This is a genomic window from uncultured Psychrobacillus sp. (genome assembly GCF_938022135.1).
GTDB lineage: Bacteria > Bacillota > Bacilli > Bacillales_A > Planococcaceae > Psychrobacillus.
This window is the reverse complement of sequence record NZ_CALIED010000079.1, coordinates 1-21229: the sequence shown is the minus strand read 5'-3', so window position 1 is coordinate 21229 and position 21229 is coordinate 1. Positions and strand designations below refer to the sequence as shown.

At 38.3% G+C, this 21229-nt stretch carries 19 protein-coding genes and 1 riboswitch; of the genes, 16 read left to right on the top strand and 3 right to left on the bottom strand.

The window, feature by feature from the left end:
- Positions 1-220 precede the first annotated feature (220 nt).
- Positions 221-745, bottom strand: coding sequence for a GNAT family N-acetyltransferase (locus Q0371_RS16615; protein ID WP_298473135.1), 525 nt, complete (start codon positions 743-745; stop codon positions 221-223).
- Positions 746-760: 15 nt separating this feature from the next.
- On the bottom strand, positions 761-1702 hold the full coding sequence (gene rnhC, locus Q0371_RS16610; RefSeq protein WP_298473132.1) for a ribonuclease HIII: 942 nt from the start codon (positions 1700-1702) through the stop codon (positions 761-763).
- Between the two features lie 78 nt (positions 1703-1780).
- On the opposite strand from rnhC, the gene zapA reads away from it, so the two are divergent.
- The 13 genes from zapA to Q0371_RS16545 all read left to right on the top strand — a co-directional run bounded on the left by zapA (position 1781) and on the right by Q0371_RS16545 (position 16748).
- Positions 1781-2041, top strand: a complete 261-nt coding sequence (zapA, locus tag Q0371_RS16605; protein WP_169361101.1) for a cell division protein ZapA — start codon at positions 1781-1783, stop codon at positions 2039-2041.
- 4 nt (positions 2042-2045) lie between these two features.
- Positions 2046-2588 carry a CvpA family protein gene (locus Q0371_RS16600; protein ID WP_169361102.1) on the top strand — a complete coding sequence of 181 codons (543 nt, stop codon included), beginning with the start codon at positions 2046-2048 and terminating at the stop codon, positions 2586-2588.
- 103 nt (positions 2589-2691) lie between these two features.
- On the top strand, positions 2692-4398 hold the full coding sequence (polX, locus tag Q0371_RS16595; protein ID WP_298473128.1) for a DNA polymerase/3'-5' exonuclease PolX: 1707 nt from the start codon (positions 2692-2694) through the stop codon (positions 4396-4398).
- A gap of 11 nt (positions 4399-4409) precedes the next feature.
- A complete protein-coding gene (locus tag Q0371_RS16590; RefSeq protein WP_298473125.1) occupies positions 4410-6773 on the top strand; it encodes an endonuclease MutS2 in 2364 nt (787 codons plus the stop codon).
- A 192-nt stretch (positions 6774-6965) separates the two neighbouring features.
- On the top strand, positions 6966-7376 hold the full coding sequence (locus tag Q0371_RS16585) for a DUF350 domain-containing protein (protein WP_169361105.1): 411 nt from the start codon (positions 6966-6968) through the stop codon (positions 7374-7376).
- Between the two features lie 371 nt (positions 7377-7747).
- Entirely contained in the window at positions 7748-9445 is a 1698-nt protein-coding gene (locus Q0371_RS16580; RefSeq protein ID WP_169361106.1) for an AMP-binding protein, read from the top strand.
- An 88-nt stretch (positions 9446-9533) separates the two neighbouring features.
- On the top strand, positions 9534-10115 hold the full coding sequence (locus Q0371_RS16575; protein WP_169361107.1) for a TetR/AcrR family transcriptional regulator: 582 nt from the start codon (positions 9534-9536) through the stop codon (positions 10113-10115).
- 16 nt (positions 10116-10131) lie between these two features.
- Positions 10132-10905 (top strand): enoyl-CoA hydratase, encoded by a 774-nt coding sequence (locus tag Q0371_RS16570; RefSeq protein ID WP_169361108.1) that lies wholly within the window; start codon positions 10132-10134, stop codon positions 10903-10905.
- Positions 10906-10926: 21 nt separating this feature from the next.
- Positions 10927-11700, top strand: coding sequence for an electron transfer flavoprotein subunit beta/FixA family protein (locus Q0371_RS16565; RefSeq protein WP_169361109.1), 774 nt, complete (start codon positions 10927-10929; stop codon positions 11698-11700).
- 78 nt (positions 11701-11778) lie between these two features.
- A complete protein-coding gene (locus tag Q0371_RS16560) occupies positions 11779-12756 on the top strand; it encodes an electron transfer flavoprotein subunit alpha/FixB family protein (RefSeq protein ID WP_169361110.1) in 978 nt (325 codons plus the stop codon).
- A gap of 131 nt (positions 12757-12887) precedes the next feature.
- Positions 12888-13202, top strand: coding sequence for a thioredoxin (trxA, locus tag Q0371_RS16555; RefSeq protein ID WP_053588706.1), 315 nt, complete (start codon positions 12888-12890; stop codon positions 13200-13202).
- Between the two features lie 52 nt (positions 13203-13254).
- Complete coding sequence (gene uvrC / locus Q0371_RS16550) at positions 13255-15045, top strand: excinuclease ABC subunit UvrC (RefSeq protein WP_298473113.1); 1791 nt, start codon at positions 13255-13257, stop codon at positions 15043-15045.
- Between the two features lie 43 nt (positions 15046-15088).
- Positions 15089-15264, top strand: a riboswitch (Lysine riboswitch).
- Positions 15265-15530: 266 nt separating this feature from the next.
- A complete protein-coding gene (locus tag Q0371_RS16545) occupies positions 15531-16748 on the top strand; it encodes an aspartate kinase (RefSeq protein WP_298473110.1) in 1218 nt (405 codons plus the stop codon).
- A 455-nt stretch (positions 16749-17203) separates the two neighbouring features.
- Here Q0371_RS16545 and Q0371_RS16540 read toward each other — a convergent pair whose 3' ends face one another.
- Positions 17204-17617: a YslB family protein gene (locus Q0371_RS16540; RefSeq protein ID WP_169361113.1), complete on the bottom strand. Its 414-nt coding sequence runs from the start codon at positions 17615-17617 to the stop codon at positions 17204-17206.
- 284 nt (positions 17618-17901) lie between these two features.
- On the opposite strand from Q0371_RS16540, the gene Q0371_RS16535 reads away from it, so the two are divergent.
- The 3 genes from Q0371_RS16535 to sdhB are packed head-to-tail and all read left to right on the top strand — an operon-like array spanning position 17902 to position 21099.
- Complete coding sequence (locus tag Q0371_RS16535; RefSeq protein WP_277347138.1) at positions 17902-18513, top strand: succinate dehydrogenase cytochrome b558 subunit; 612 nt, start codon at positions 17902-17904, stop codon at positions 18511-18513.
- 46 nt (positions 18514-18559) lie between these two features.
- Entirely contained in the window at positions 18560-20320 is a 1761-nt protein-coding gene (sdhA, locus tag Q0371_RS16530; RefSeq protein WP_298473104.1) for a succinate dehydrogenase flavoprotein subunit, read from the top strand.
- A 2-nt stretch (positions 20321-20322) separates the two neighbouring features.
- Positions 20323-21099, top strand: a complete 777-nt coding sequence (gene sdhB / locus Q0371_RS16525) for a succinate dehydrogenase iron-sulfur subunit (RefSeq protein WP_205964149.1) — start codon at positions 20323-20325, stop codon at positions 21097-21099.
- The last annotated feature ends 130 nt before the right edge of the window (positions 21100-21229 follow it).

Here is a 21229-nt window from a genome sequence, read left to right as displayed (position 1 = left end):
ATAAGACATCACAACCACGCGCGTAAGCGATGGGGGATGGCTTATCGCTCACCCCCGAGGAAAGCGTCCGGCTGGTGCGAAAAATCAATTCTACTCTCGAATTTAAAGATTTCTTTTTCTATGTATCATAAATCAGCCCTACTCTTTAACATAGCCAATTAAATAAAGAGGAGTTTCACAGTAATACCATGAAAATCCTCCATTTAATCGATACAATAATCTATTGTGATATAGTTTCCTTAATCAATCTACATTCATATACTGGTTCTTCTTGCTGGGTATCTTCAAACCATCTCAACCCTATATAAGTAAAGCCCACTCGTTCTAAAATTTTGAGGGATCCAATATTTTCTTTGCTTGCAGAAGCTGAGACAAGTTTAACTTTTGGATGAAGTTTTACAATGTTCATACAAGCACCCACGGCTTCCGTTGCATATCCTTTCCCCCAAGAGTTTTTATTGAAATGATAAATCAATTCTACTTCCTCTATTGTATTTTCAACATTGAAGCCAGCTGCTCCAATTATTTCTCCTGTATTTTTTTCCATCACTGCATAAACGGATAGATTATTATTTTCATGACAGTGGCGATAAAACTCGATAGTTTTGGGCAATGTCTCGACGGAAGCCGAGCCACCACATAATTTCATCACTTCTTTGTCTCCCCAAAAAAGCTTTGCTGGTTCTGCATGGCTTTCCTCAAATACAACAAGGCGTAATCTTTCTGTGTCCCCTATAATGTTCATTTATGATCCCATCCTTTAAAATTTCCTTTTTTGCACAAGCTTCATGGCTTTTTGTGTATTGGCAAAATGCCATTTGGTAATGGATTTGAGGAATTCCTCGCCATGCTTTAAATAAATTTTTGCCGCTATCTCATCGACTTTTGCACTAGCACCCTTAGGAATGGCAGTTTTGGCTATCTCTGTGAGGCGGTCCATTTCCTTTAAGAAAGCATATCTTGCTATAATAGAGGCAGCGGCAACGGAAACGTGTAATTGCTCTGCTTTTGTGGAAAACAAAACATTTTCACGAATGATCTCCTTTTCCATTTTAATATGGTTATAATAAATACTACGCTCAGCAAATTGATCAATAAGGATGAATGATGGCTTTTCGGGCTCCATTTTTTTCAAAACATGCTTCAATGCTTGGTTATGCATCATAGCCTTTATTTTACCTTGTGACCAACCACGTCCTTGGATTTCGTTATATTTTTCATTTTTTAATACGAGCACACTATGTGTTAAGGTTTTCATCAAATCTGGAGCAATACGACGCATTAGCTCATCTGTAAGCATTTTAGAATCTTTCACACCGAGCTCTTTTACAAGCTCTACTTGATGAGCAGGTACAAAGCAGGCTGCTACCGTAATAGGTCCAAAATAATCCCCGGTTCCGGTTTCGTCTGAACCAACTACAGATTGTAATTCAAAGTGTTCCGGGAGCGTGTCACCTTTAGTTAGGGGGCTTTTTACAGTGGTTGATGTAGAGGAGGTTCCACCATTCCATAGAGCTGCCTCCCTAGAAGCGCCATTTCCTTGGAACATTACCTTCCCAGATTTATAGATAGTGATTGCTGTATCTGATAGCTTAGCAGCGAAAACGACTCCAGGTGCCGAGCGTTCGATTTTGTATTTTAAGTAATGTGCCTTTACTTTTTCTATTTCATTTGCGGGCATTAGTAAAACTTCATTTGACATTCATATGTTCCTTTCTTCACATCGTAATCTATTTCGTGTTATTATTATACATAGGATTTTCTGGGGGAGGGTATGTCTTTGTCAGAACAAGAGAAAACAAGAATTTCTGTTGATATCTATGGACAGAATTATAAAATGGTAGGTACAGAAACTTCTGGTCATATGAGACTCGTTGCCTCCATGGTAGATGATAAAATGAGAGAAATACACTCTCACAATCAACAGCTAGACATCGCAAAATTGGCAGTGCTTACCGCTGTTAATGCAGTAAACGATTACATAAAAGTAAAAGAACAATTAGAACTTCTAGAAGAAGAATTGAAAAGGCTAAAGGACTGAAAAAATGTTAGATTTAATTATCCTGATTTTATTAATTGCCGGTTTTGTAACTGGTGCTAGACGTGGGCTTATTGTACAGCTCATTCATATGGTAGGCTTCATCATTGCTCTAATCGTTGCTTACACTTATTATAAACCACTGGCGGATAAATTTGTTCTCTGGATTCCATTTCCTGCAGTAACCTCAGAGTCCACATTTACAATAGCAGTTGAGACTTTGGATCTCGATCAAACGTTTTACCGTATTATCGCATTCACACTGATATTCATGGTAGTTAAGTTCGGGTTACAATTATTAGCCTCTATGTTTGATTTCTTAAAGTACTTGCCTATACTAGGATTTGTCAGCACTGTAACTGGTGCAATTCTAGGGTTTATTGAATTCTATTTCATTTTATTCGTACTTCTATACGTCGTTGTGCTTTTACCGATTGATTTTATCCAAAATGCTGTATCAGGCTCATTCTTAACTTCATGGATGCTTGAGCATACGCCAATACTATCTGAGATGGTTAAAAACTGGTGGTATATTTATTTGGAAAAGTAACAATGTCTAAGATCAACTTCTCTCAGTAGAGGGAAGTTTTTTTAAATAGTCAGCTTATAGGTTGTGAAGGACTTATGTTTTCTTACTTAAAGGAGGTCTACTAGTGGATAAAAAGACGATAATTAAAACATTAGAAAAAATTGCATTATATATGGAGCTTCAAGGAGAAAATCCTTTTAAGGTATCTGCTTTTCGAAAAGCAGCACAAGTTTTAGAGCTAGATGATCGTAGCTTGTCTGAAATGGATAATATAACTTCGCTTAAGGGTATTGGTGCGGCAACTGGATCCGTAATCACTGATTTAATGGAAACTGGACAATCCTCTCTTCTCAAAGAAATGCAAGAGAAAGTGCCAAGTGGTCTGTTGCCTATGCTAAAAATCCCGGGTCTTGGAGGAAAGAAAATTGCCAAGCTGTACAAAGAATTAGGTATTGAATCCATCGAACAGTTAAAGACTGCCTGTGAGGAAGGGAAGGTTCGCGGACTTGCAGGATTTGGGGCTAAAACCGAGGAAAAGATACTAGCTCAGCTCGAAGTGTTTCAAACCAAACCGGAAAGAACTGCTATTTGGCAGCTTGAGCCGATTGTGGCTTTTATAGAAAATACATTAGCAGGTATAGAAGAAGTGGTGAAATATTCTGTTGCAGGGTCGTATAGACGAGTGAAAGAATCTAGTAAGGATATCGATTTTATCGTTGCGACGAATTCCCATCAAAAGGTCAGAGAGGAATTACTAGAAAAGCTTCCCCTCCTAAAAATTATTGCAGCTGGAGACACTAAGGTATCAGTTACTTTAGATGTTGAAAACGAAGTGGATGTAGACTTTAGGTTAGTAGAACCTCATCAATATGCTTCTGCCTTACATCACTTTACAGGGTCTAAAGATCATAATATTAAAATGAGACAAATTGCCAAAGAAAAAGGGCTGAAGATAAGTGAATATGGTGTGGAGCAAGAGGACGGCTCCGTACAGTCCTTTGAAACAGAGGAAGCGTTTTATTCATTCTTCGATTTACCATTTATACCTCCGACTATACGAGAGGATGGGACAGAACTAGACAAGCTAGAAAAGATTCCAAGTCTTGTAACGCTGGAGGATATTAAGGGCGATTTTCACATGCACTCCACTTGGTCAGATGGAGCTCATTCTATTGAAGAAATGGTAGAGGCTTGTCGTGAAAAAGGGTATTCCCATATGGTGATAACAGACCACTCTAACTACTTAAAAGTTGCTAATGGTCTTTCAAGAGAGAGACTGTTACAGCAAATCCAAACGATACAAGGATTAAATGCAAAATATAACGATATTGAAATATTAGCTGGAACAGAAATGGATATACTTCCTGACGGTTCGCTGGACTTTGATGACGAGTTACTAGAGCAGCTAGACTTCGTCATCGCATCTATACACTCTAGCTTTAGTCAGTCACAAGATAAAATTATGGCAAGACTTCGTACCGCAATGGAAAACCCTCACGTTCATATGATTGCTCACCCTACGGGAAGAATTATTGGAAGTCGTACAGGTTATGATCCAGATGTGCCAACGTTAATAGAGTGGGCTAGTGAATTTGGAAAAATACTAGAGCTCAATGCAAACCCACATCGTCTCGACTTAGAGACAGAATACTTAAAGCTAGCACAGGAAAAAGGCGTTCTGATAGCCATTAATACAGATGCCCACCATATCGATCAATTAAGATATATGGATGTAGGGGTTAAATATGCTCAAAAAGCATGGCTGAAAAAGGACAACATTGTTAATACATGGACATTTGATAAATTCAAACAGTATTTGAAGAATAAATAGGAGGTGCCAAGGTGATAGCCGAAAGAGCACTGAAAACTTTAGAATATTATAAGATCAGAGAAGAGGTAGGGAAATATTGTACCTCCTCTATCGGAAAAACGCATATAGAAAAGTTAGTTCCATCTGTTGATTACGAGGAAGTAACTAAGCTTTTAGAGGAGATGGATGAGGGACTTACCATACTACGGCTAAGAGGAAATGTTCCGATGGGAGGAATCGTCGATATACGTCCTCATGCAAAACGGGCTCAAATTGGTGGAATGCTAAGTCCGATGGAGCTGATGGAGACTGCGAGCACGATAAGAGCTAGTAAAATTCTTCGAAATTTCTTAGAGAACGTCGCAGAAGCAGAGTCAGTAGCAATCCCACATTTTCTATCTAAAAAGGACTCTTTGCCAATTTTAACGGCTTTAGAGCATGAGATAAACGACTGTATCGATGAGAATGGAAGTGTACTTGATAGTGCAAGCAGCACGCTGCGCTCCATCCGTCAGCAGTTAAGAATTCAAGTGAGTCGCGTACGTGAGAAGCTAGAGAGCTATACACGTGGGGCCAATGCATCTAAAATGCTTTCCGACTCTATTATTACCATTCGAAACGACCGCTATGTTATACCTGTAAAATCAGAATATCGCAGCCATTACGGTGGAATTGTACATGATCAGTCTTCCTCTGGACAAACACTTTTTGTTGAACCATCAGCGGTAGTCCAAATAAACAATGATATTCGTGCATTAAAGGTAAAAGAACAAGAAGAGATTGAACGTATTCTTATTCGGTTGTCAGGCGAGGTAGAGGCTGTTGGACATGAGATATTCCTGTTAGTTAATATACTTGGTGAAATTGACGTCATATTAGCAAAGGCTAAATATGGACAAGCAGAAAAATGTACGATGCCATTGATTAATAACAATGGATACATCCGTTTGGTGAAGGCGAGACATCCTCTTATTTCAGTAGAACAGGCTGTTCCTAATACAATTGAATTTGGAAAGGATATTACTGCTATAGTAATCACTGGTCCAAATACGGGAGGAAAAACCGTTACATTGAAAACGGTTGGTCTTTGCACTTTAATGGCTCAAAGCGGGATACCAGTTCCAGCATTAGATGGGTCGGAGCTTGCGCTATTTGAGTCCGTGTTTGCTGACATTGGCGACGAGCAGTCTATTGAGCAAAGCCTAAGTACATTCTCCTCTCACATGGTCAACATTGTGGATATTCTAAAAAAATATAACGATAAATCATTAATCTTGTTTGATGAGCTTGGTGCAGGAACCGACCCTCAGGAGGGAGCAGCTCTAGCTATCTCAATTCTAGATGCGGTCCATGGAACTGGAGCCCGTGTCATGGCAACTACACACTATCCTGAGCTAAAAGCCTATGGCTACAACCGACCTGGTGTGGCCAATGCAAGTGTGGAATTTGATATTGAAACGCTTAGTCCGACTTATAAGCTATTAATCGGAGTACCTGGACGAAGCAATGCATTTGAAATTTCAGAGCGTTTAGGCTTGCCAAACCATATTATCTCACAGGCACAGACGTATACAGGAACTGACCGTGGAGAAGTAAACTCTATGATTGCTTCCCTAGAGGATAGTCGTAGACAAGCTGAGCGAGATGCAGAGGAAACCGAGGCTGAGTTAGAAAAGGCTAAGCATTTAAAGGATGATCTTGAGCAGAGACTTGCAGAATACGATGAGAAAAAAGAAAAACTAGAACAAAAAGCGAAAGACAAAGCTAGAAAAATAGTGGAAGAGGCAAGAAGAGAAGCGGACGAAATTATTAGCGAGCTACGAAAAATGCAATCTAATACACATAAACTTGTAAAGGAACATGAATTAATAGATGCTAAGAAACGTTTAGAAGAAGCCCTTCCGAACAATCCTGTATTGAAAAAACAGAAAAAAATAAATGAACGTGTGAAAGAATTACAGTCGGGCGACGAAGTAAAGGTGTTAAGCTTTGGCCAAAAAGGAACCTTACTAGAAAAAGTGTCTAAATCCGAATGGTCCGTACAAATTGGAATGCTCAAAATGAAGCTAGATGAATCAGACTTAGAATTTATAAAACCAGAAAAGCAGAAACAGAGCGTATCAGTGAATGCAGTAAGAGGTAGAGATGCACATGTGAAGCTTGAGTTGGATTTACGTGGAGAGCGCTACGAGGATGCTATTATTCGAACAGAAAAATATTTAGACGATGCGATATTGTCGAACTATCCGAGAGTTTCTATTATTCACGGAAAAGGAACAGGTGTCCTAAGACAGGCTATTCAGCAGTACTTGAAAAATCATTCGCGAGTAAAAAGCTATCGATTCGGTGAGGCTGGCGAAGGTGGACACGGCGTTACTGTCGTTGAATTGAAGTAATGTTGGAAGGAAGGAGAAACAGATGTCATTTAATCCGTATTCTCTTTCTTCCCCTTATTAGTAAAGTAGATATAACTCGTTGTTTTCTTTTTAACAAAAGCACGGGAAATGGAAATTTATTCAGCTATATAAAAAATGAAACTTTCATTTTTATAAATCGTAAAGATAGAAAAGTTTGAAAGGGGCTATATCATGCTGCTAGGTAGTTTTTGGTCAAATCCATTAGTAGAATCTGCAGGTTATTTTAGTGTGGTTATATTATGTTTAATAGTTTCCATGGTTATGTTTGAGATCGTGACCAAATATAAAAACTGGCAGGAAATTAAAAATGGAAATGTCGCAGTGGCACTAGCCACGGGTGGGAAGATATTTGGTGTATGTAATATCTTTAAATATTCAATTGAAGAGCATAATACACTTTTTGAGATGATTGGTTGGGGACTATATGGATTCGCTCTTCTAATTATCGCGTATTGGTTATTTGAATTTTTTACTCCCGGCTTTAATGTGGATAAAGAAATAGAAAATGATAATCGATCCGTTGGATTTATTTCGTTAATTATTTCTGTAGGATTATCATTTGTTATTGGTGCGAGTATTTAATTAGGAGAGATAAAGATGGAGAAATTATCAAAGGTATTAATTGTAGTTGGAATATTTTTTCTAGCAATTGGCATAATATATATAGTAAAAAATTCATAGAGTTATTTAAGCTCCAGGGGAAGCTGTAATAATGCGTTAGTAAATTCAATTGAATGAATTAACGAATTAGTACAGTCTCTTTTTTTTATCTGTTTTAAGTTGATTTCACTAACGTTTATGTTTTGTCAGGCCTATTACCTTCTTTAGTTTGGATTGGAATGCAAAGTGACTACTACTTTTCTTTTTTTATGAATTGAATTGTCATTCATTTTTATCTATAATAAAAAATAGGAATATTCACTCTATTAAAATCATACAAAGGGGGCAAACAAATGATTGAAAAACCATGGCTTTCTCACTACCCGCCGGAAGTTCCACACACGCTTGACTATGAAACTATTCCTGTCCAAGAGTATCTTACGAGAGCGTACAAGAAATTTCCAGCGAAGATAGCCATACATTTCATGGGGAGAGATGTAACTTACAAAGAGCTTTACGAATCATCGATGAAGTTTGCGAATTATTTGCAGTCATTAGGCCTGCAAAGAGGGGACAGAGTAGCAATTATGCTGCCAAACTGTCCGCAAGGGGTTATAGGTTATTTTGGGACCTTATATGCAGGTGGTATTGTTGTACAAACAAATCCTCTGTACACTGAACGAGAAATCGCGTACCAGTTAAAGGATTCAGGAGCAAAAATCATTTTAGCTATGGACATTCTTTTTCCTAGAATTACTAAGGTAATTAAAGAAACAGATTTAGAAAATATCATCATCACAGGAATTAAGGACTACCTACCCTTTCCTAAAAATCTTATCTATCCATTTATACAGAAGAAGCAATATGGCTTTAGTGTAAAAGTTGAGCATCGAGGTATGAACCATCTATTTACTGAAATTATGAAGGTCGGTAAGACGAATACCATTGACTTAACGTTCGATTTTGAAGAGGATCTAGCTTTACTTCAATACACTGGTGGTACTACTGGCTTCCCTAAAGGCGTTATGCTCACGCATAAGAATTTGATTTCAAACGTTTCTATGAGTAGAGCATGGTTACATGAATGTCGTGAAGGAGAAGAGTCGATTTTAGGTATCCTACCTTTCTTTCATGTATATGGCATGACTACTGTAATGATTTTTTCTGTCATGCAATGCAATCGTATGATATTATTACCTAAGTTTGATGTGGAGACGGCACTAAAAACAATTGATAAACAAAAACCCACACTGTTTCCAGGCGCTCCAACTATGTACATCGGTATTTTAAATCACCCAGATGTTAAAAAGTATGACTTATCTTCTATCGTAGCTTGTTTAAGTGGTTCAGCAGCCCTACCAGCCGAGGTTCAAGAAAAGTTTGAAGAAATAACAGGTGGAAGACTAGTAGAAGGTTATGGTTTAACTGAAACGTCTCCTGTTACACATGCAAATTTAATATACAGTGAGGACCGGGTAAAAGGCTCCATTGGTGTTCCTTGGCCAGATACAGAAGCTACCATTTTTGGACCAGAATCTACTGAGTCATTGCCACATGGAGAAATAGGTGAAATCGCTGTCAAAGGCCCACAGGTAATGAAAGGCTATTGGAATCGCAAAGAAGATACGGAAATGACGATGCGAGACGGATGGTTATTAACAGGTGATTTAGGGTACATGGATGAAAACGGTTTCTTTTATATTGTAGACCGCAAAAAAGACCTTATAATCGCTGGTGGATATAATATTTATCCGCGTGATGTAGAAGAAGTATTATACGAACATCCAGCTGTTCAAGAATGTGTAGTAGCTGGAGTACCAGATCCATATCGAGGAGAAACAGTAAAGGCATACATCGTATTAAAAGAGGGTATGACTGCAACAGAGGAAGACCTCAATACACATTGTCGTGATAACCTTGCTTCCTTTAAGGTTCCTAGAATTTATGAATTTAGAGATGAGCTTCCTAAAACTGCCATCGGGAAAATTTTAAGAAGAAACTTGATAGAGGAAGAAAGAGAAAAGTTGAAGAAGGTAGCGGTTGAGAGTTAATTGTTTATTGACAATATAAAAAATTGAATATAAAATAAAAATATGAATGAATCATCATTCATATTTTTATTTTTTGGTGGTGAATTCATTGAAGAAAGACAAACCTAAGTATAAACAAATTATTGACGCAGCAATCATCGTCATAGCTGAAAACGGATACCATCAATCTCAGGTTTCTAAAATAGCTAAACAAGCTGGTGTTGCAGATGGAACCATCTATTTATACTTTAAAAACAAGGAAGATATTTTAATATCGGTTTTTGAAGAAAAAATGGAAGTGTTTGCAGATAACTTGAAAGAAATTTTGAAAGAGGACATCAGTGCCTCTGAAAAATTATATAAGATGATTGAAAATCATTTTAAGGTACTGGCAAGTAATAAGCATCTAGCAACTGTAACCCAACTGGAGCTCCGTCAATCCAATCTAGCCTTGCGTTTACGAATAAATGCTATCTTAAAAAATTATTTGACATTGCTCGACACCATCTTAAAAGAAGGTATAAAAAATGAGGAATTCGAAAATTCTGTAGATATTCGCTTAGCAAGACAAATGGTTTTTGGTACAATTGATGAGACGACTACTTCCTGGGTGATGAATGAGTATAAATATGACTTGGTCGGACTTACAGAGAAAGTACATCGTTTATTATTAAAAGGGATAACAACCTAAAAAGGGATGTGGGTAAATGGAGTTTTTGTCATGGAATGTCGAAAATCATGTAGCAACTGTTACTTTGAATCGTCCTCCTGCAAATGCACTAGCAAGGGGTGTTATTTTAGAAGTTAATAGCTTGTTAGACGAAGTGGAGCACGACGATAACGTTCGTGTGATCCTTCTAAAAGGAGAAGGACGATTTTTCTCAGCAGGGGCAGATATTAAGGAATTTACCACAGTGACTTCTGGAGAAGAGTTTTCAAAGCTAGCTTCTAGTGGACAAACTATATTCGAAAGAGTCGAAACATTCTCTAAACCAATTATAGCTGCCATTCATGGTGCAGCACTAGGTGGGGGATTGGAACTGGCAATGAGCTGTCATATTAGACTAGTTGCTGAAAATGCTAAGCTTGGATTGCCAGAGCTACAGTTGGGATTAATACCTGGCTTTGCCGGCACCCAACGTCTACCACGCTATGTTGGGTTTGCTAAAGCAGCAGAAATGCTTTTAACAAGCGATCCTATCAGTGGGAAAGATGCAGCTGTATACGGGCTAGCAAACCATGCTTACCCAGAGGAAGAATTGTTTGAAAAGGCTGGGGAGCTAGCAGCTAAAATTGCAAAGAAAAGCCCAGTTGCAGTAAAGGCAGCATTGGAAATGCTTCAATATGTGAAGCCTGCATCTTATCACGAGGGTGTTAAAGCAGAAGCGAATGCCTTCGGAACAGTTTTTGTTTCAGAGGATGCAAAAGAAGGTATTTCAGCATTTATCGAAAAAAGACAGCCTGACTTTAAAGGTAAATAACAATATGGGGAGGACTTCAACATGAATATTTATGTTCTAGTTAAACGCACGTTCGACACAGAGGAGAAAATTGTTGTAAGCGGAGGGAAAATTCAAGAGGATGGTGCAGAGTTCATCATCAACCCTTACGATGAGTATGCAATAGAGGAAGCAATCCAAGTACGCGACGCACATGGCGGAGAAGTTACGGTTATCACAATGGGCGGCGAGGATGCAGAAAAACAATTACGTACAGCTTTAGCGATGGGTGCTGATAAAGCAGTACTTATCAATACAGAAGACGACATAGAAGAAATGGACCAGTTCACAGCGGCTCATATTATATCCGAATACTTAAAAGACAAGGATGCAGATTTGATCTTAGCAGGTAACGTTGCGATCGATGGCGGTTCAGGTCAAGTTGGACCACGTGTTGCAGAGCTTTTAGGTATAAACTATGTAACTACGATTACAAACCTTGAAATCAATGGAACAACTGCTACAATCAAACGTGACGTTGAAGGAGATACAGAAATTTTAGAGGCATCATTACCTCTTTTAGTTACTGCACAGCAAGGTTTGAACGAACCACGCTACCCTTCTTTACCAGGTATTATGAAGGCGAAGAAAAAACCTTTAGAAGAACTAGAATTAGATGACCTTGATATTGACGAAGATGATGTAGAGGCTAAAACAGAAACAATCGAAATTTACTTACCTCCTAAAAAGGAAGCTGGAAAAGTATTAGAAGGAGATCTAGCTGATCAAGTGAAAGAGCTAGTGAGTCTTCTTCATACAGAAGCGAAAGTAGTATAACATTTAGTTTCTAGTAATCTATGAACATCTCGAAATTAAAGAGGGTTCGAATCATTTATAAAATGGGAGGAACAAATCATGTCTAAAAAAGTATTAGTTTTAGGGGAAGCACGTGAAGGTGCACTTCGTAACGTATCATATGAATCAATCGCTGCAGCAAAGCAAATTTCTGATGGTGGAGAAGTAGTAGCAGTATTATTGGGGGATGCAGTCCAAGACTTAGCTGTTGAGCTAGGGAAATATGGTGCAGACCGTGTTATTACGGTAGAACATCCACATTTAAAGCAATATACTTCTGATGGCTATGGTCAAGCATTTATGGCAGTAGTTGAACAAGAAAATCCAGAAGCTATTGTTTTTGGTCATACTGCTTTAGGAAAAGATTTATCACCAAAAATTGCTGGTAAATTACAAATCGGATTAGTTTCTGATGTAACAGCTATTGAAGGAGAAGGGGATGATGCAGTTTATATTCGTCCGATTTACTCTGGAAAAGCATTTGAAAAAGTGAAAGTAAAAGACGGAATCGATTTTATAACTGTTCGTCCTAATAACATTGCTCCACTTGCAAAAGACGATAGTAAATCTGTCGACGTTTCATCGTTATCAGTAGAAATTACAAACCTTCGTACTGTTATTAAAGAAGTGGTACGCAAATCTTCTGAAGGTGTTGACTTATCTGAAGCGAAGGTTGTTATTGCTGGAGGACGTGGAGTGAAGAGTGAGGAAGGCTTCGGACCATTGAAAGAGCTTGCTGACGTATTAGGCGGTGCAGTTGGAGCTTCTCGTGGAGCTTGTGACGCTGACTACTGTGATTATTCACTACAGATCGGTCAAACAGGAAAAGTGGTAACTCCAGATCTTTATATCGCTGTTGGTATTTCAGGGGCAATTCAGCATTTAGCAGGAATGTCTAACTCGAAAATTATTGTAGCAATTAACAAGGATCCAGAAGCAAATATTTTCAAGGTTGCTGATTATGGAATTGTTGGAGACTTGTTTGAAGTTCTTCCAATGCTTACAGAAGAATTCAAAAAGCTTAAAGTAAATGCATAAGAAAATACTCGGCTCCTATTGGGCCGAGTTTTTTATGGATATGGTTATATAGAAGTGTGTAAGCTAAATTGTAGATGTAGCTTTTTTTGTCTGCTATAATCAGTTTAGAGTTACTAAAGGAGGAATTATTTATGGCAATTGTACATGGAACAGATCAAACCTTCTCACAAGAAGTAGAAAAAGGATTAGTATTAGTAGATTTTTGGGCAACATGGTGCGGACCTTGTAAAATGATTGCTCCAGTTTTAGAAGAAATGGACGCTGAAATGAGCGATAAAGTTAAAATCGTAAAAGTAGACGTTGACGAGAACCAAGCAACTGCAAGTCAATTTGGAATCATGTCTATTCCAACATTAGTGTTATTCAAGGATGGTCAACCAGTAGATAAAGCTGTTGGTTTCCAACCAAAAGAAGCACTAGTTCAATTCGTTGAGAAAAACGCATAATAATAAAAACCGGGTCCTCTATGGTTCCCGGTTTTTTTAAACAGGTGATGAGATGAACGAACTTATACAACAAAAGTGTGCAATTTTGCCAGATCAACCAGGCTGTTATTTAATGAAGGATCGACAAGGCGTCATTATATATGTAGGTAAAGCAAAAATATTAAAAAATCGTGTACGATCTTATTTTACGGGATCACATGACGGAAAAACTCAAAGATTAGTACAAGAAATAGTCGACTTCGAATATATCGTTACATCGTCCGAGTTAGAGGCACTAATTTTAGAACTCCATCTCATTAAGAAGCATGATCCAAAATACAATGTCATGCTTAAGGACGATAAAACGTATCCATATATAAAAATTACTGCGGAAAAGAATCCTAAGCTCATCATTACGAGACAAGTAAAAAAGGATAAGGGTAAATATTTTGGACCATATCCAAATTCTCATTCTGCTCATGAAACAAAAAAATTACTGGATAGATTATATCCATTAAGAAAGTGTCAAAAGCTACCTAGCCAAGTTTGCTTGTATTATCATATCGGACAATGCCTTGCCCCTTGTGTGAAAGAAATTGAAGAGGCAACGTACACCGAAATTATTCATGAAATCTCTAGTTTTTTAAACGGTGGCCATGCAGCGGTCAAGAAAGAGCTAACTGAAAAAATGAATGCAGCAGCAGAACAGCTGGAGTTTGAACGTGCAAAAGAGTACCGCGATCAAATAGCACATATTGATCAAGTGATGGAAAAACAAAAAATGACGATGAATGATTTCACAAATCGTGATATTTTCGGATACACAGTAGATAAAGGATGGATGTGTGTCCAAGTGTTTTTTGTACGTCAAGGAAAGTTGATAGAAAGAGATGTTTCTCTTTTCCCAATTTACCGTGACCCGGAGGAAGAATTTCTTACCTTTTTAGGTCAGTTCTACTCCAAACCAGAGCATATTAAACCTAAGGAAATATTTGTACCTAATACGACTGATTTAGAGTTAGCCTCTGAGTTGTTGGAAATGAAGGTTATTATTCCTCGAAAGGGTTCCAAAAAGAACCTAGTGGATTTAGCGCAAAAAAATGCTGCGATAGCTTTGAAAGAAAAGTTCCATTTAATTGAACGACAAGAGGAAAGAACTGTAGGGGCAGTAGAAGAACTAGGTAGTCTTATGGGAATTGCTATGCCAAGTAGAATTGAGGCCTTTGATAATTCTCATATTCACGGTACCGATGCGGTTTCTGCCATGGTTGTATTCGTTGATGGCAGAGCATACAAAAAAGACTATCGGAAGTATAAAACGAAAACTGCAGCAAAGCATGATGACTATGGCGCTATGCGTGAGGTCGTTCGTAGACGTTACACTCGTGTGCTAAAAGAGAGATTGCCTCTACCGGATTTAATCATTATTGATGGAGGTAAAGGACAAATAGAAGTAGCGAGAGAAATTATAGAGGATGAACTTGGCTTAGATATTCCAATTGCAGGACTAGCGAAAGATGCCAAACATCAAACATCCTCCTTGTTATATGGTGACCCATTAGCGATTATCCCGATGAAAAGAACAAGTGAAGCATTCTATCTTCTTCAAAGAATTCAAGATGAGGTCCATCGATTTGCAATTACTTTCCATCGACAACAGAGAGGGAAGCATACAATTGCCTCCTCGTTAGATGGAATTGAAGGAATAGGTCCAAAACGTAAGAAAATGCTTCTTAAGCATTTTGGCTCCCTCAAACGAATGCAAGCTGCATCACGAGAAGAACTAATAGAATCTGGACTCCCTAGTAAATTAGCAGATAATCTAATGGCTCATTTTCAGAAAAATTTATTGTCTTCTGAATAATCTTATGTTATCTTTAAAACAATTTAATATTCACTATTCAAACAGTGAAGGTAGAGGTGCGAATTGCAAGAGTACTAATCGTGAGGATGAAAGATCCTACGACCGATTAGGAAAGGGTTGTTCGCCGAAACGTAGAAAAGCTTTTCCTTTCCTATGTTGGTTCTGTATTTAAGAGATGCAGGACTGTCAGAATATATATTCTGGAGGGCTATCTCACATGGGCAATCATTGTTGACCGTGTATGAGAAGAGTTAGCTTTCCGCAAATATGTGGAAAGCTTTTTTTATTGTTTAGGAAATTATAGATTATGAACCTGTGGATAAGTTGATGTCTAGCGCAAGCAGCCTTGCCCCTCGGGGTCAAATGGATAAAAGCTACGGTGGCTGAGGAATTGCCTCCTCGCTTTTCTCCATTTGCCTGTCGGGGCAGGGAGAGGCGCTTGCGCTTTTGTTGTCCGCTCAAGGAGATAAAGGGGAGATAGGTAAATGAGTAAAATTGTGATGAAATTTGGCGGAACCTCTGTAGGCTCCATGGAGTTAATTAGTAACGTAGCAAAAAGGGTACAATTAGAAAAGGAGAAAGGACATGATATCGTCGTAGTTGTATCTGCCATGGGAAAAACAACAGATGACTTAGCGGAAATGGCTAGTAAAATCACTAACAATCCAACAAAAAGAGAAATGGATATGTTGCTTGCTACAGGAGAACAAGTGACTATGTCCTTACTAGCTATTCAGTTAAATGCACTTGGAGTAGAGACGATATCTTTGACGGGTTGGCAAGCTGGCATCGTTACAGATGAAGTACATAGAAATTCAAAAATTAAGCAATTGGATGGCCAGAAGATAAATGAGCATTTAATGGCTAATCGAGTAGTAATTGTGGCCGGCTTTCAAGGTATGTCGGAATTAGGGGAGATTACTACTTTAGGGAGAGGAGGGTCAGACACTACAGCCGTCGCCATAGCTGCAGCTATCGGAGCAGACATTTGTGATATTTATACGGATGTAGATGGTGTTTATACGTCAGATCCACGCTACGTATCTCATGCAAGAAAACTAGAACAGCTAGAATATGATGAGATGCTGGAGTTAGCTCATTTAGGAGCTGGAGTGCTGCACCCAAGAGCAGTGGAATTCGCAAAAAACTATAAGATTCCATTACGAGTACGTTCAAGCTATGAAGAAACGGAAGGAACCATTTTAAAGGAGGAAGTAGATGTGGAGAATAATTTAGTAGTACGAGGGGTAGCTTTTGAATCAGATATTGTACGTTTAACGATTGAGTATACAGTGCCTTTTAATGGTTCACTCGCTTCCATATTTACTACCCTTGCCAATAACCATATTGATGTAGATATTATTGTCCAGTCGATTGTCGAAGGAATGAAGCCTACCGTTTCCTTTTCTATAAAAAAAGAATCTCTTTCGGAAGCAATTCACGTTTTAGAGAAAACGAAACAGAATCTAGGTTTTACCTTTGCAGATTTTGAGGTGGGTTTAGCTAAGGTATCTATTGTAGGTTCAGGGATGGTATCTAATCCTGGTGTCGCTGCACAAATGTTCGACCGATTAAGCAAGGAAAACATACCAGTTAAAATGGTTAGTACCTCAGAAATAAAGGTTTCAGTTGTAGTGCCTCAAGGCAATATGATTCAAGCAGCGAATGCACTCCATGATGAATTTGATTTGGCTATAAATTAAGTATAATTATAGGCTATGTTAAAGGGCAGGGTTGATTTATGATACTAAGAAATCTTAAATCAGAGAGTAGAATTGATTTTTCGCCCCAGCCTGACGCTTTCCTCGGGGTAAGCGATAAGCCACCACCCACAGCAATCGCGCGTGTTTGTGATGGCTTATCTGTCTCCCTCATCCCGTAGGAATCGCCGTCTGGTGCTTCAATGAATTAATGGGAACAGCTTTAATGCATGGATAAGTGCTTATAAATTTACTCGCATAAACAAAGCTTAAAACTGTCACCAACCCCAATTTCACAATCTATTTATGTTCTTAATAGCCATTTGAAAGTTCCTTTGTTTATGTTTAAAGTCACTATTAAAAGAATTGTTAGTCAAAATCAACCAATAACTTTAACAAAGCTTTATTAAAAAAAGAGAGGAAGATGGAAATTGCTCCATCCTCCTCTTTATGTATCTTTAGCGTTTACTTTTTAAGTCCCATTTAATATGGAAGGTGACCAACCCAGTTTTTTTTACAAACTCATCATAGCATTCAGTTTCATAGCCATCTATTTTTTGCTTCTGCTCTGCGAGAAAGCCAGCCTCTAATCGGTGACATCTATTAATTCCACTTTGAGGAAGATTGTATGTTTCTAGCGTGTAATAGGCCGAATCTTTTGATGTTTTATCTAACTCAAGCCTTCCCCAGCCAGCCTCTTGGAAGAAAGAGATGGCTTCTTCCATTGAATAGAGTGGAAACTTTCGAGCAAGGTCCTTACCTGCCCAGTACAATATTTCTTTTTCATGTTTTCCGAGAATAGAAGTGAGCACGTGATCTCTTATTATTTCATATCCAAAGGAAGTTACATGTGAATGTTCTCTTTCATTCAAACAGCAACCCTTCTTTCCAAAGATAAATAAAAACTATAATCTATTCTAGCATAAAATATTTTCACTGGGAGAGAATACTTTGTGAAAAAATAAACTAATCATTATATAGGTGAGTGTCAGAAAGATGAACAAAATCAGGAAACATACCTTGACGCTCTAAAATGTTGAGAGTACAATGGATATGTCATAAATTCGTAACAAGAAGGTGTGAACATGTGATGATTTATTATTCTATTACAATAGTTTAATCATCGCTAATTGGAAATTTGAGGGGGGTTACTGTTTTGTCGAAAGATCGCGAATTTTTCATGCGTCGATTACATTCTTTACTTGGTATTATTCCAGTTGGATTATTTCTGGCGCAACATTTAGTAGTAAACCATTTTGCTACAAGAGGTGAAGAAGCCTTTAACACGGCATCACATTTCATGGAGAGTCTACCTTTTAGACTAATGCTGGAAGTGTTTGTAATTTATATTCCTTTGTTGTTCCATGCATTCTATGGTATCTATATTGCATTTACTGTTAAGTACAATCCTAACAGATACGGTACTCTAAGAAACTGGTTGTTTATTTTACAACGTTTTACTGGAATATTCCTTGTTGTGTTTATCGCATGGCATGTATTTGAAACACGTTTCCAAGCTGCAATTGGAGCTAAGGAAGTTAACTTTAACATGATGAATGAAATTTTATCAAACCCATGGATGTTAGCTTTTTATATTGTAGGTGTAATTTCTGCAACCTTCCATTTAGCTAACGGTATCTGGTCATTCCTTGTAAGCTGGGGAATCACTCAATCACCAAAATCTCAAAGAATTTCAACTTATGTAACATTAGTAATCTTCTTAGCGTTATCTGTAGTTGGTGTACAAGCACTTTTAGCATTCGTATAAGACCCTTCTACACCTAAGCTACTATAAATTTAAGGAGTGAAATAGCATGGCAAAAAATAAACTTATTGTTGTCGGCGGTGGATTAGCCGGATTAATGGCAACAATGAAAGCTGCCGAAGAAGGCACACAAGTAGATCTATTCTCATTAGTTCCTGTTAAACGCTCACACTCTGTATGTGCACAAGGCGGTATTAACGGGGCTGTAAATACAAAAGGTGAAGGGGATTCACCTGCAGTTCATTTAGATGATACTGTTTATGGTGGAGACTTTTTAGCAAACCAACCTCCTGTTAAGGCAATGGCAGACGCTGCTCCAGGAATCATTCATTTGTTTGACCGTATGGGAGTTATGTTCAACCGTACACCAGAAGGTCTATTAGATTTCCGTCGTTTCGGAGGAACTTTAATGCACCGTACAGCATTTGCTGGTGCAACAACTGGTCAACAGTTACTTTATGCGCTTGACGAACAAGTTCGTCGCTTTGAAGTAGAAGGTCTAGTAACAAAATACGAAGGATGGGAATTCCTAGGTATTATCAAAGACCACGAGGGTGCTTGTCGCGGTATTAAAGCGCAAAACCTTAACTCATCAGAAATCCGTGCTTTCCGTGGAGACGCTGTAATCATGGCTACTGGTGGTCCTGGGATCATTTTTGGTAAAACAACTAACTCTATTATTAATACAGGATCTGCTGCAAGTATCGTTTACCAACAAGGCGCTTACTATGCAAACGGAGAATTTATCCAAATTCACCCAACGGCAATTCCTGGAGATGACAAGCTTCGTCTGATGTCAGAATCAGCTCGTGGTGAGGGTGGTCGTATTTGGACGTACAAAGACGGTAAACCTTGGTATTTCCTAGAAGAAAAGTATCCTGCTTACGGTAACCTAGTACCACGTGATATCGCTACTCGTGAAATCTTTGACGTTTGCGTTAATCAAAAATTAGGTATTAACGGCGAAAACATGGTATATCTAGATCTTTCTCATAAAGATCCACATGAATTAGACGTAAAACTTGGTGGAATCATTGAAATCTACGAGAAATTTACTGGGGACGACCCTCGTAAAGTTCCTATGAAAATTTTCCCTGCTGTTCATTATTCAATGGGTGGATTATGGGTAGATTATGATCAAATGACGAACATCCCTGGTCTATTTGCTGCTGGCGAATGTGACTATTCTCAACATGGAGCTAACCGTTTAGGAGCTAACTCATTACTTTCAGCTGTATTTGGTGGAAGCGTGGCTGGTCCTAATGCTGTTAAATACATGAAAGGGCTTTCCACTCATGCAGAAGACTTAGATGATTCTATTTATGAAAATGAAGTGAAGCTTGAGCAAGAAAAATGGGAGCAAACACTAGCTATGAAAGGTACAGAAAACGCTTACCTTTTACATAAAGAGCTAGGTGAGTGGATGACTGATAACGTAACAGTAGTTCGCTACAACGACAAGCTAGAGGAAACTGACAGAAAAATTCAAGAGTTAATGGAAAGATACGAAAACATTAACATGGATGATACGCAACGCTGGTCAAACCAAGGCGCATCATTTACTCGTCAATTGAAAAATATGTTATACTTAGCACGTGTTATCACGTTAGGAGCACTTCAACGTAATGAAAGCCGTGGAGCACATTACAAACCTGATTTCCCAGAACGTAATGACGAAGAATTCATGAAAACTACTATGGCTAAGTTTGATCCAGCTACAGGGGCTCCAATTATTCATTATGAAGATATTGATATATCTCTTGTTGCTCCTCGTAAACGTGATTACTCATCATCGAAAGGAGCAAAATAATCATGGTGACGGCAACAGAAACCAAAAAGGTTCAAATAGAAATTTACCGTCAAGATACTCCTGAATCCAAACCCTACTGGGAAAAATTCGAAGTAAATTGGCGTCCAAATATGAATGTAATTTCTGCATTAATGGAAATTCGTCAAAGACCAGTTAACACAGATGGTAAAGCTACTACTCCTGTAACATGGGACATGAACTGCTTAGAGGAAGTATGTGGTGCATGTTCAATGGTTATTAATGGTCGTCCACGTCAATCTTGTTCAACACTTATTGATCAATTGACTCAACCGATTACATTAGCACCTATGAGCACTTTCCCTGTCGTACGTGACCTTCAAGTAGATAGAAGCCGTATGTTTGATGCTTTGAAAAAAGTTAAAGCATGGGTTCCAATTGATGGTTCTTATGACCTTGGTGAAGGTCCACGTATGCCAGAGCGTAAACGTCAATGGGCTTATGAATTGTCTAAATGTATGACTTGTGGTGTATGTTTAGAGGCTTGTCCAAACGTAAATGATAATGCTTCATTTATCGGACCAGCTCCGCTTTCACAAGTTCGTTTGTTCAATGCGCATCCAACTGGAGCTATGAATAAAGACGAGCGTTTAAATGCGATCATGGGAGATGGAGGCCTTGCAAACTGTGGTAACGCACAAAACTGTGTAGTTGCATGTCCAAAAGGTATTCCACTTACAACTTCTATCGCTGCATTAAACCGTGATACTACAGTTCAAATGTTTAGAAACTTCTTCGGAAGCGACAACATGGTAGACTAATAAATATGTAAAAGCTCAGAATGCAAATTCTGGGCTTTTTTTTATTTAGGAAATTATAAGTTCTGAACCTGCGGATAAATTGATGTCTAGCTCCACCGCCTTGCCCCTCGGGGTCAAATGGATAAAAGCT

Coding starts and splice junctions, on each gene's coding strand:
- sdhA (WP_298473104.1), top strand. CDS start 18,560: ATGGCAAAAAATAAACTTATTGTTGTCGGCGGTGGATTAGCCGGATTA.
- Q0371_RS16600 (WP_169361102.1), top strand. CDS start 2,046: ATGTTAGATTTAATTATCCTGATTTTATTAATTGCCGGTTTTGTAACT.
- rnhC (WP_298473132.1), bottom strand. CDS start 1,702: ATGTCAAATGAAGTTTTACTAATGCCCGCAAATGAAATAGAAAAAGTA.
- Q0371_RS16565 (WP_169361109.1), top strand. CDS start 10,927: ATGAATATTTATGTTCTAGTTAAACGCACGTTCGACACAGAGGAGAAA.
- Q0371_RS16570 (WP_169361108.1), top strand. CDS start 10,132: ATGGAGTTTTTGTCATGGAATGTCGAAAATCATGTAGCAACTGTTACT.
- uvrC (WP_298473113.1), top strand. CDS start 13,255: ATGAACGAACTTATACAACAAAAGTGTGCAATTTTGCCAGATCAACCA.
- Q0371_RS16545 (WP_298473110.1), top strand. CDS start 15,531: ATGAGTAAAATTGTGATGAAATTTGGCGGAACCTCTGTAGGCTCCATG.
- trxA (WP_053588706.1), top strand. CDS start 12,888: ATGGCAATTGTACATGGAACAGATCAAACCTTCTCACAAGAAGTAGAA.
- Q0371_RS16560 (WP_169361110.1), top strand. CDS start 11,779: ATGTCTAAAAAAGTATTAGTTTTAGGGGAAGCACGTGAAGGTGCACTT.
- Q0371_RS16585 (WP_169361105.1), top strand. CDS start 6,966: ATGCTGCTAGGTAGTTTTTGGTCAAATCCATTAGTAGAATCTGCAGGT.
- Q0371_RS16615 (WP_298473135.1), bottom strand. CDS start 745: ATGAACATTATAGGGGACACAGAAAGATTACGCCTTGTTGTATTTGAG.
- Q0371_RS16580 (WP_169361106.1), top strand. CDS start 7,748: ATGATTGAAAAACCATGGCTTTCTCACTACCCGCCGGAAGTTCCACAC.
- sdhB (WP_205964149.1), top strand. CDS start 20,323: ATGGTGACGGCAACAGAAACCAAAAAGGTTCAAATAGAAATTTACCGT.